Source organism: Lacticaseibacillus boliensis, from assembly GCF_054784775.1.
The window spans coordinates 57,999-66,626 of the sequence record NZ_BAAIHN010000013.1 but is presented as its reverse complement, the minus strand read 5'-3'; the positions used below and the strand labels follow the sequence as shown (position 1 = coordinate 66,626).

Here is an 8,628-nt window from a genome sequence, read left to right as displayed (position 1 = left end):
CGTGATGGTTTTCGTCGACTCAACCTTAGCATATAGGCGCACCCAATGGGTGAAACACCAAAGCAGCGCAGTCCCGTGTGAATCATGGGATTGCGCTGCTTTTTTGAAATTCTATGAATAATCCAGGCCAAAACCGGCTTGGTGCGCGTGCCTAAATAGGTAAGTGGCAGAGCACCACAAGATGCCAGCCTGCCAAAAAGGGTCTGTAGCAACGATGGCTGATCGTTGCTACAGACCCTTTTTAATTTTCACAATAAGGCGTCATCAATTCACCGCCAGCGCCATAACGCGACTTGACGTTTGCAATCATATTTTGCCGGAGACTAGCACCAAGATCGCACAAAGTGCCGTCACAATCAGAATCGCAAACGCCGCCACAGCGCCGGTCTTCAATCGTTGCCGCAGTTCGGGCCGATCGCGTGCCGGATCGATCGGGTGGCTGCGCCTCAGTGCAAGATAGGCTAGTAAGCCGGTGCCATTTTGCGTGCCTGCCGCCAGCACTGCCGTCAACCTTGGATGGACGAGCTGTCGAGCGGTGGCATCAACTGTCAGCAGGCGTGCCAAGAGATAAAACAGGCCAACAACGGCGAGCACCATGGCCAAAAACAAGGTCGCCAGTAACCAAATCATCATCAATTTTCACCTCAAATCAACTTGATCATCAAGAAGAACGCAGTGGCGATGCTTCCCACGATCAGCAACAGGAAGATTGCGGTCAGCCAGACCACCTGACTGAAAATCAGCATGCCTACTGTAAGCACGATATTGACCAGAAGCAGCGTTGCTAACCATCTCCCGATCTTCACAACGTTTGTCGCATCTGCCCATGATTTCACCATCTGTTGATCACCTCTCAACATTTCGTCTAAGGAAAGATGATAGAGATCGGCGAGACGCATCACTCGCTCAATGTCTGGATAGCTACGCGATGTTTCCCAGTTGGAAATCGTCTGGCGACTGACTCCCAGAAACTCAGCCAAAGATTCTTGGGACCGGCCAGATTTGATCCGGGCACTTTTTAACTGTTCGCCAATAATCATCTGTCATCACTCCTCACCATGAGCGTAGAAGAAATTGCGGTAACTTGGTAGCAAATTTTTTTGACAACGAGGAAAGTACCGCCAAATCGCGTTAACAGTACCGCTGTCACGCGATATTTGCGACATTTGAGCGTCATCGGCAATGAGCCGTTGGTATCGCAATTATATCTGAAATGACGATGCAATGAAAATGTTGTCATCAATCTCAACCAATCTCAAACGTAGCGCTTATGCAAATCCAAGCCCGTCACCTCCGACGGCGAGAAGCTTGAAATTCCGCTGTGATTCCTTTCAAGGGGGGTGAGACCGATGCGCCGCTGTTTGCTTGGACATAAACGATCGCCTTTGACGGCTTTGGTTAAGCGGAAAGCACCAAAGCAGTGTTGTTGGCGAGACTAGATTTTCGCTTGCGGTCTTTGCTCGTGAAGATTTCACTATATCAATCAGACAATGTCTGCAGTAAAATAAGTGATAAATGTGATCAATCACCATTTTTAACCGAAGGCACGTGATCCGACTGCTGAATAGGCAACCACATTAGGAAGTGCGGTTGCCCTTGATCACCGCAGTTGTCGAATTGTTGTGCCGCAACCGCTTAAGGGGTGGTGCGGCAGGTCTTTAGACCCGAAGCACCGAGAATCGCGGTGAATGTGATTGGTCACAATCGAGGTGGAGGAATGAGGGAATGGCATCAACTGAAGAGTGGGTTAAACAGTTTCAAAAAATAACGGGCCGGGCGCCCAGTGCTGAAGAGTACCAACGAGGCAAAGACAGCGGCTTTTCTTTGACACTGTTGGCGGCGATCGCTGGCGGCCAAGAAGGTCCTGCTTCAACGCCTGAATCTGGCCCCGATGCGGCTAAAGGCACACCGCCGTCGTTGCCAAAACGTGCAAAATCGCACAGACCGTGGCCGCTTTGGGCGAAGATTTTGATCAGCGTCGCCGGTGTGGTGATTGTTGTCAGCGCCATATTGGTCGCTGTGTTCGGCTTTGGGGGCAACGACAATCCCCCAACGGCGCAACCTACAGCATCCAGCGCGGTAACTAAGGCTTCTAGCAGTAGTAGTTCAGCACCGACGCGCAATCCGACGACTGAGCAACAGCTAGCCTTGGTGTTGTTGGCCAATGGCGCTTCACGTTATACGCCAAGCGGCCAGGCGATCATTGATGGGAGTCTGCCGACCCAAGTGACGCACAACGATGCCTTGATCACCGACGCGCCCACAGGCAGTATGACATATGCAATGCCTCAAGCCGCCAACACCAAAACACAGCCCGTAATCGTGATCAATGGGGACACAGCGTATCTTGGGCAAACGGATGGTTCTATGTCGTTTACTGAGTTGAAAAACAATTCACTTTCGGTCGATCTTGCCTCCCAATGGGACAAGTTGTGGCAAAGTAGCGATTTGGCGAAGTTGGTCAAACAAATTTCGGTCGTTGAAGCGAGCCCTGACACGTCGTCGTCAAGTGCACGCGATGATTCCCAAGATGATAGTGGCATCAGCAGTGACTCGGATGCTGTTTGGCAACAAATGTCAGGTCAATTTATCGAAGACGCCTCGACGGTGTCAGATGGGGCGCCACAGTTGAATTTGATTAATGAACAAGACGGCGAGTGGGAATGGGTCGCGCATCATTATCGTGATGGGGCACCGAAGTATCAATACGTCGTCGGCCACTTGTCTCATACAGGTGGTGATGGTCAAGGCGGACAGATTTTCGCCGGTACGGCATATTCACCGTTTAATCCTGACGATACCATCAATGTGACATTTGACCTCATCAACGCCAACACGTACACCGTGCGCTCTACTGACATCAATTATTACGGCAAGTTCAATCGACAATAGGGAGAAAGTCATGAAGAAAATGATCTTATTGCTGGCACTTTTGGGGGTGGCCAGCGGCGCGGCAGCTTGTGGCAACAAACCGGCCGCAAGCCCTGCCAGCAGTACCAAGTCTAGCAAGGTCGTCAAGCCCGAAGCCACTGATACCAGCAAGCGTACGAGTAGCAGTATGAGTGCCGTGGCAAAACCGACGCGGCAGGCCAGCGTGGCGGAAAAAATTGCGCTGGTGTTATTGACGCCAGGCGCAGAACAATATTCGATGACCGGCAGCCGGCTTCTGTCATCAGGTGATCAGGAAACGGCAACATTAAACGGCGGCGGCTTCTGCCAAGGCGCACCCTCTGGATCTGTGGTTTACGCGTTAAGCCTTGAGCATGAAAACAAGACGCCTTTTGTCGTGATGACCGGCGATCAAGCGTATCTGTTTGCTAGTCAAAGTCCAGTACCGTATGATTTTTTGACGAAGCACGCGTTGCGTGTCGACTTGAATACGGCGTGGCAGAAGAACTTTCAAAGCGCTGATTTGACAAAGTTGAGCAAGCAAATCTCGATTGGTCAAACCCAAGAGGCCGCTGGCACTGATTCCACAGCCACTGAGTCAGATTCAGATTCAGATTCAGACGGCACCGCTGAAACGGCATTCGATATTTTAAAGAACAATTACAGCACGGTATATACCGAAGACAGCAGCACCGTTAGTGGTAGCGGCCCTATGACCAGCCAATTTGATGCATCCGGTCGACTGGCTTGGGTATCTGATGATGCCGATGGCAACATCAAATATTCTTTTGACGTCAGCGACGTGCAACCAGCTGGTGCGGGCAGCTACCTCATTACACTTGATAACGGTTATCAGATGACGTTCACACCGACCAGTGATGGTAGTAGCTACACGTTGCGCTGCACTGACCTAAATTATTACGGCAAGTTTAACCGCTGAGGAGGAGACAATGAAGAAATATTTATTGGGATTGGTTGCAATACTGATGTTGGGGGTGAGCGGCTGTGGCAAGGTTTCCGGCCCGGCCAACAACAAGCAAGCCAGTACGTCTTCGGTAGCGAAGCAGACGACCTATTCAGATGAAGAATATGCCATGGCTGCCTTCTATCAAGCCAAAGACCAGTCAGTAGCCGTCGATCAATTACGCGTGCTCGCACGCGCCGACGGCTTGTTCATCAGCGACATCGACAGTGACACCCAAGGATACGTGATGACAGTCAAGGCTTCTTCCGTGCAAGCGACAGATGCGAACGGGAAGACGACGTCCTACACGAAGGCTGACTTAAAAAAATTGTTGAAAACCCACCATGCTACCTACACTGCTAGCTTGAAGCAAGGCAAGAAACAAGAGAAAGCCGCGCAAGCTGACGCCAAAAAAGCACAAGCCAACAGTGCCAGTTCGCAGAGCTCTGTCAGCAGCAGTGCGGTAAGTACTAGTAAATCCAGCAGCGTATCGAGCAGTAGCGCGTCCAGCGCAAGTGATGCGTCAACAACGGTGGACGTGAAAAATCTGACGACGGCGCAATTACTTGCTTGGGTAAAGGTCGATCTGATCAGTAACGGGGCAGATCCGGCGGCATTGGCAGATCCAGACAAGGTCAAACTAGACTCCCAATTCCAAGACGGCTATGCTGAAGTGCTCGTGTACGAATGGAATGGGACGCATACATTCCAGACACTGAGCTACACGTACCGAGTTGATCAAAGCGGTCAGCTGCAAAAGTCAGTTGGTGCAGATTTTGCCGATACTGGGACGCCATATCCGCAGTGAGAATGCTGGCGACGACGGAGATCATAGCCGTTGTCGCCTTTTTTTGTCCACGTGCGCGCTCATCTCGTTGTCATTACCACAAAAAAAATCCCACCAATGGTGGGATTTTTCGGATGAACTGTTTAGTTAACCACGGAAACGTTGGCGTACAAGATCCCAGCAGATGGAATCGCGTTGTTTGGCATCGCGACGTCGAGTTGGCGTGGGTTGCTGTAAGCAAAGGTGCCGGTATCGTTAACCGTTCGATACCACACCGTGCCGTTGGACAAGGTGATTTTCAACCGCGTGCCTTTAGGAAAGACAGAGAGGTTGGCGGCGACACCGCCGTAGCCGAGGCTGGAGCCCAAGACGGCAGGATCGTAGAAGGACAGCTTGAACTGGCCGTGATTGGTCGCGCTGCTTGTCGTCGTTGTGCTGGCCGCAGGCGTTGTGGCTTGGGTACGGCTGGTCGTTGCAGGGCTTGCTGCAGGTGTTGCTTGTTTAGCCGGTGCTTGGGTCGTGGTCGTCTGCGTACTTGTCGTTGTGGCAGGCGCCTGGGTCGTCGTGGCCGCTTGGGCGGTGGTCGCGGCTTGAGCCGTACCGGTCAGCTTCAAGACATCCCCGACATGGATCAGGTTGGCGTTAGAAATCTGGTTGTAGGCAACCAAGTTGGCTACGCTCACCTTGGTGGTTGCGGCGATCGCACTCAGCGTGTCACCGGATTTGACCGTGTAAGTCGTGGTCGTGGCCGGTGCAGGCGTCGCGGTTGGTTGGAGCTGCAATTGCTGGCCGACCATAATCAGATGCTTGTTTTGGATATGATTGGTACCGACGAGCTCATCGATTGCCACGTTGTTGGCTGCGGCGATTTCAGAAAGGGTATCGCCGGATTTGACGGTATAAGCAGACTGAGTGGTGGCCGCGTCTACTTGGTTACCTGCGACAGTGAAGGCACCTGCAGACAGGGCCAGAGCTGTTGAGAATAACCAGACGAGATGTGCTTTTTTGATAATGTTCACTCCTATATAGTGTTTATACTTACTGATCAACGAGAGCCAGTATATCGAACGCAGGTAACAAACAGACGCCAAGCGCGTGACAAATTCTCGGATTTTTGACACATTGTCATCAGTTTGTTGCATAGGAACGTTATTTCTTGATTTTACAGGCGCGATACGACAACGATTACTTTATGATCAATGTTATCTTACCATTAGTTCAAGCACGAAACCCACAAAAAAACGGCCTTGGCGCACCCGCAGTGGGTGGCGTCAAAGCCGCGTGTTAATGGTTCGTTTAATGAAGCACTTCAACCGTAGCATACAAGATTCCGGCAGAAGGAATCTGGCCACTTGGCATCGCGACATCGAGTTGCCGCGGATTGCTGTAAGCGAAGGTGCCGGTGTCGTTAACCGTCCGATACCACACTGTCCCGTTGGAAAGGGTGATCTTCAGGTGCGTGCCTTTCGGGAAGACAGACAGGTTGGCGGCAACGCCGCTGTAGCCCATGTTGGAGCCCAATACAGCCGGATCGTAGAAGGACAGCTTGAACGTCCCATAGCTGGTCGCGCTGCTTCCGGTGTTGGTGCTTTGTGCCGTTGGCGTGGTAGCTGCGGCGTTGGTTGCACTGGTCGTTTGCTTCTGCGTGGTAGTCGTCGTTGCGGCCGCGGCGGTGTTGGTTGTGGCGGCAGCCGGTGCCGTGGAAGTAGGTGCAGTGGTTGGCGTGGTCAGCTTCAGGGTCTGGCCGACGAAAATCAGGTTGGCATTAGCCAGCTTGTTGTCGGCAACCAACCTAGCGACCGTGGTGTGATGCGCTGCGGCGATCTGAGACAAGGTGTCACCAGACTTGACCGTGTATGTAGCATCTGCCGCTGGAGTTGGGGTTTTAACCTTCAACTTCTGACCAACCAAAATCAAGTTCTGGTTGGTGATGCCGTTAGTGCTTGCCAGATCAGCGACCGTTTGGTTACGTGATTTGGCAATCTGAGACAAGGTGTCGCCAGCCTTAACGATGTATTCTGCGTCGGTGTTGGTATTGGTGTCGGCCTTAACTTCATTTCCTTGCGCCAAAATCGTGCCTGGGAGTAGCGCCAGGGCAGGAGAGAACAGCCATGCTAATTGTGATTTTTTGATGATACTCACTCCTCAAGAAATTTTTACAGTTCTAAAATGTTGCTCCACCTTGAAGTATAGCGATTTCAAGTGACAACGATAGGCCAAAACCATGACAAAATATTTTATTTCTGTAATATTGTTACAAAAGCATTGCATTATTACAAAGTTGGGGCATGGCGCAGACGTTCAACCGTCTCCAACTCCGGGGTAACGGCGACGGTGCGCTGGCCTTCATAGACCACAAAGCCCGGCTTGGAACCGTTGGGCTTACGGATCTTCTTGACTTCGATCCAATCGACTTGGACGTTGGCGCTGTCACGAGAGCGAGAGAAATACGCGGCCAGTTGTGCGGCTTCCAGCAGCGTCTTGTCGCTGGGGTTGGCGGAGGCAATGATGACATGTGACCCTGGCACGTCTTTGGCGTGCAGCCAGATATCGGTTTTGTTAGCCTGATGGAGGGTGAGTTGATCGTTTTGCAAGTTGTTCTTGCCGACGTAGATCTTCGTGCCGTCAGAGGCAAAAAATTCTTCTGGCTTGGCGACCTTGCGCCGCTTGGCCGGCTTCTTGCCTTTTTTTTGCACCTTGAGATAACCACCTTGTTCAAGCTCGGCGCGGATATCGTCTAAGTCCTTCGGCGCGGCCAGCTCGATTTGCGTCATGACGCCGGTAAGATAATCCAATTCCGCCTGATTTTCTTTCATCTGTTCATGGACGTAAGCCACAGCGTTGCGGAGCTTTTGATACTTGGCAAAATACTTCTGGGCGTTTTTCGACGGTGAAAGCTGGTTGGACAGCGCGATCTTCAGCGGCCGCATCTCGTCGTAAAAATTCGGGAGTTCGATGCTGGTTTCGCCGCGTTTGACCTGGGCGAGATACGTCGTCAAGATTTCGCCGCGGATCCGGTAATCGTCGGCTTTTTCCGTCGCCTTGAGGGTCTGAGCCAGTTTCTTTTGTTTCTTCTGGTCTTTATCGATCAAGTTTTTCAACGGGTGGATCAAGTTGCTGCCAAGCTGGCGGACGCGATCGTGTTCCGCCTTTTGGGCGTAATACGCATCCAGCATCTCACTGGCGGTCGCATAAGACTGCGTCGTGCCATCCAGAGTCTGGTAAGGCGTCGCGGAGAAATAGACCTTGGCCCCAGTGGTGATTGTCGGCGTCGGGTGCGCAATGGCAGCCAGGAAGTTTTGCCACGCATCATCGGGGTCGCCGGCTTGCAGGCGAGCGGCAAGCTCCTTGGCAGAATCTGCCGCGAGGCCTTGATAGTGCCGTTGCAAGAGTTTGGCCAAGGGGACGTCGGTGGTTTTCATCAATTCACGATAGCCTTGGCTATCGTCGGTGAACGGGTCGACCTTGTCTTGCTTCGGGGGTTCGACGTAATCCGCACCCGGCAGCAACAGGCGATAGCGGTTCTGGTCTGGCGAGACGTGGTGGATCAAGTCGACGATCTTGTTGGTCGCCATGTTCACCAGCGTGATGTTGGAATGCCGCCCCATGAACTCCACGACCAAGCGCAACGACAAGTCGTCGCCGAGTTCATCGCGGGTCTTGAAGTCAAGATGCAACACCCGATCGTTGGCGACTTGCTCCAGGCTCAAGAGCTGGGCGCTGGCAAGGTACTTACGCAGCGTCATCGTGAACGTGGTGGGCACATCTGGATTGGCAAACGGGATCCGGGTGATCTGCGCGCGGGCGTATTCGGGATGGGCTGACAACAACAGCGGCCAGTTCTTGCGCGCTGCACGGATTGTCAACATCACCTCGTAGGGATAGGGTTGTTGAATCTTATTCACACGGCCGCCGACAAGCAAGCTGCTCAGCTCACCAGCCATTGCGTGCGTGAAAATACCATCAAATGACATTGTGTAATTCCTTT

The 8,628-nt window shown here is 52.3% G+C and carries 8 protein-coding genes; 3 read left to right on the top strand and 5 right to left on the bottom strand.

Annotated elements, in window-relative coordinates:
• Positions 1-306: 306 nt before the first annotated feature.
• The gene (locus ACYVRB_RS07330; protein WP_461214487.1) at positions 307-633 is read right to left on the bottom strand and encodes a hypothetical protein; all 327 of its coding nucleotides are present in this window, start codon (positions 631-633) and stop codon (positions 307-309) included.
• An 11-nt stretch (positions 634-644) separates the two neighbouring features.
• On the bottom strand, positions 645-1,040 hold the full coding sequence (locus ACYVRB_RS07325; protein ID WP_461214486.1) for a helix-turn-helix transcriptional regulator: 396 nt from the start codon (positions 1,038-1,040) through the stop codon (positions 645-647).
• 685 nt (positions 1,041-1,725) lie between these two features.
• Between ACYVRB_RS07325 and ACYVRB_RS07320 the strand changes: the two genes are divergently transcribed.
• The 3 genes from ACYVRB_RS07320 to ACYVRB_RS07310 are packed head-to-tail and all read left to right on the top strand — an operon-like array spanning position 1,726 to position 4,661.
• Positions 1,726-2,892, top strand: coding sequence for a hypothetical protein (locus ACYVRB_RS07320; protein ID WP_461214484.1), 1,167 nt, complete (start codon positions 1,726-1,728; stop codon positions 2,890-2,892).
• 10 nt (positions 2,893-2,902) lie between these two features.
• Complete coding sequence (locus ACYVRB_RS07315; protein ID WP_461214483.1) at positions 2,903-3,829, top strand: LptM family lipoprotein; 927 nt, start codon at positions 2,903-2,905, stop codon at positions 3,827-3,829.
• Positions 3,830-3,839: 10 nt separating this feature from the next.
• Complete coding sequence (locus ACYVRB_RS07310; protein WP_461214482.1) at positions 3,840-4,661, top strand: hypothetical protein; 822 nt, start codon at positions 3,840-3,842, stop codon at positions 4,659-4,661.
• Positions 4,662-4,783: 122 nt separating this feature from the next.
• Here ACYVRB_RS07310 and ACYVRB_RS07305 read toward each other — a convergent pair whose 3' ends face one another.
• The 3 genes from ACYVRB_RS07305 to ACYVRB_RS07295 all read right to left on the bottom strand — a co-directional run bounded on the left by ACYVRB_RS07305 (position 4,784) and on the right by ACYVRB_RS07295 (position 8,614).
• On the bottom strand, positions 4,784-5,437 hold the full coding sequence (locus tag ACYVRB_RS07305) for a LysM peptidoglycan-binding domain-containing protein (RefSeq protein ID WP_461214489.1): 654 nt from the start codon (positions 5,435-5,437) through the stop codon (positions 4,784-4,786).
• Positions 5,438-5,936: 499 nt separating this feature from the next.
• The gene (locus ACYVRB_RS07300; protein ID WP_461214481.1) at positions 5,937-6,782 is read right to left on the bottom strand and encodes a LysM peptidoglycan-binding domain-containing protein; all 846 of its coding nucleotides are present in this window, start codon (positions 6,780-6,782) and stop codon (positions 5,937-5,939) included.
• A gap of 131 nt (positions 6,783-6,913) precedes the next feature.
• Positions 6,914-8,614: an NFACT RNA binding domain-containing protein gene (locus ACYVRB_RS07295; RefSeq protein ID WP_461214480.1), complete on the bottom strand. Its 1,701-nt coding sequence runs from the start codon at positions 8,612-8,614 to the stop codon at positions 6,914-6,916.
• Positions 8,615-8,628 lie beyond the last annotated feature (14 nt).

Excerpts from the sequence above, each read along its gene's own strand:
- ACYVRB_RS07315 (WP_461214483.1), top strand. The coding sequence starts at position 2,903 with ATGAAGAAAATGATCTTATTGCTGGCACTTTTGGGGGTGGCCAGCGGC.
- ACYVRB_RS07320 (WP_461214484.1), top strand. The coding sequence starts at position 1,726 with ATGGCATCAACTGAAGAGTGGGTTAAACAGTTTCAAAAAATAACGGGC.
- ACYVRB_RS07295 (WP_461214480.1), bottom strand. The coding sequence starts at position 8,614 with ATGTCATTTGATGGTATTTTCACGCACGCAATGGCTGGTGAGCTGAGC.
- ACYVRB_RS07305 (WP_461214489.1), bottom strand. The coding sequence starts at position 5,437 with ATGGTCGGCCAGCAATTGCAGCTCCAACCAACCGCGACGCCTGCACCG.
- ACYVRB_RS07310 (WP_461214482.1), top strand. The coding sequence starts at position 3,840 with ATGAAGAAATATTTATTGGGATTGGTTGCAATACTGATGTTGGGGGTG.
- ACYVRB_RS07330 (WP_461214487.1), bottom strand. The coding sequence starts at position 633 with ATGATGATTTGGTTACTGGCGACCTTGTTTTTGGCCATGGTGCTCGCC.
- ACYVRB_RS07325 (WP_461214486.1), bottom strand. The coding sequence starts at position 1,040 with ATGATTATTGGCGAACAGTTAAAAAGTGCCCGGATCAAATCTGGCCGG.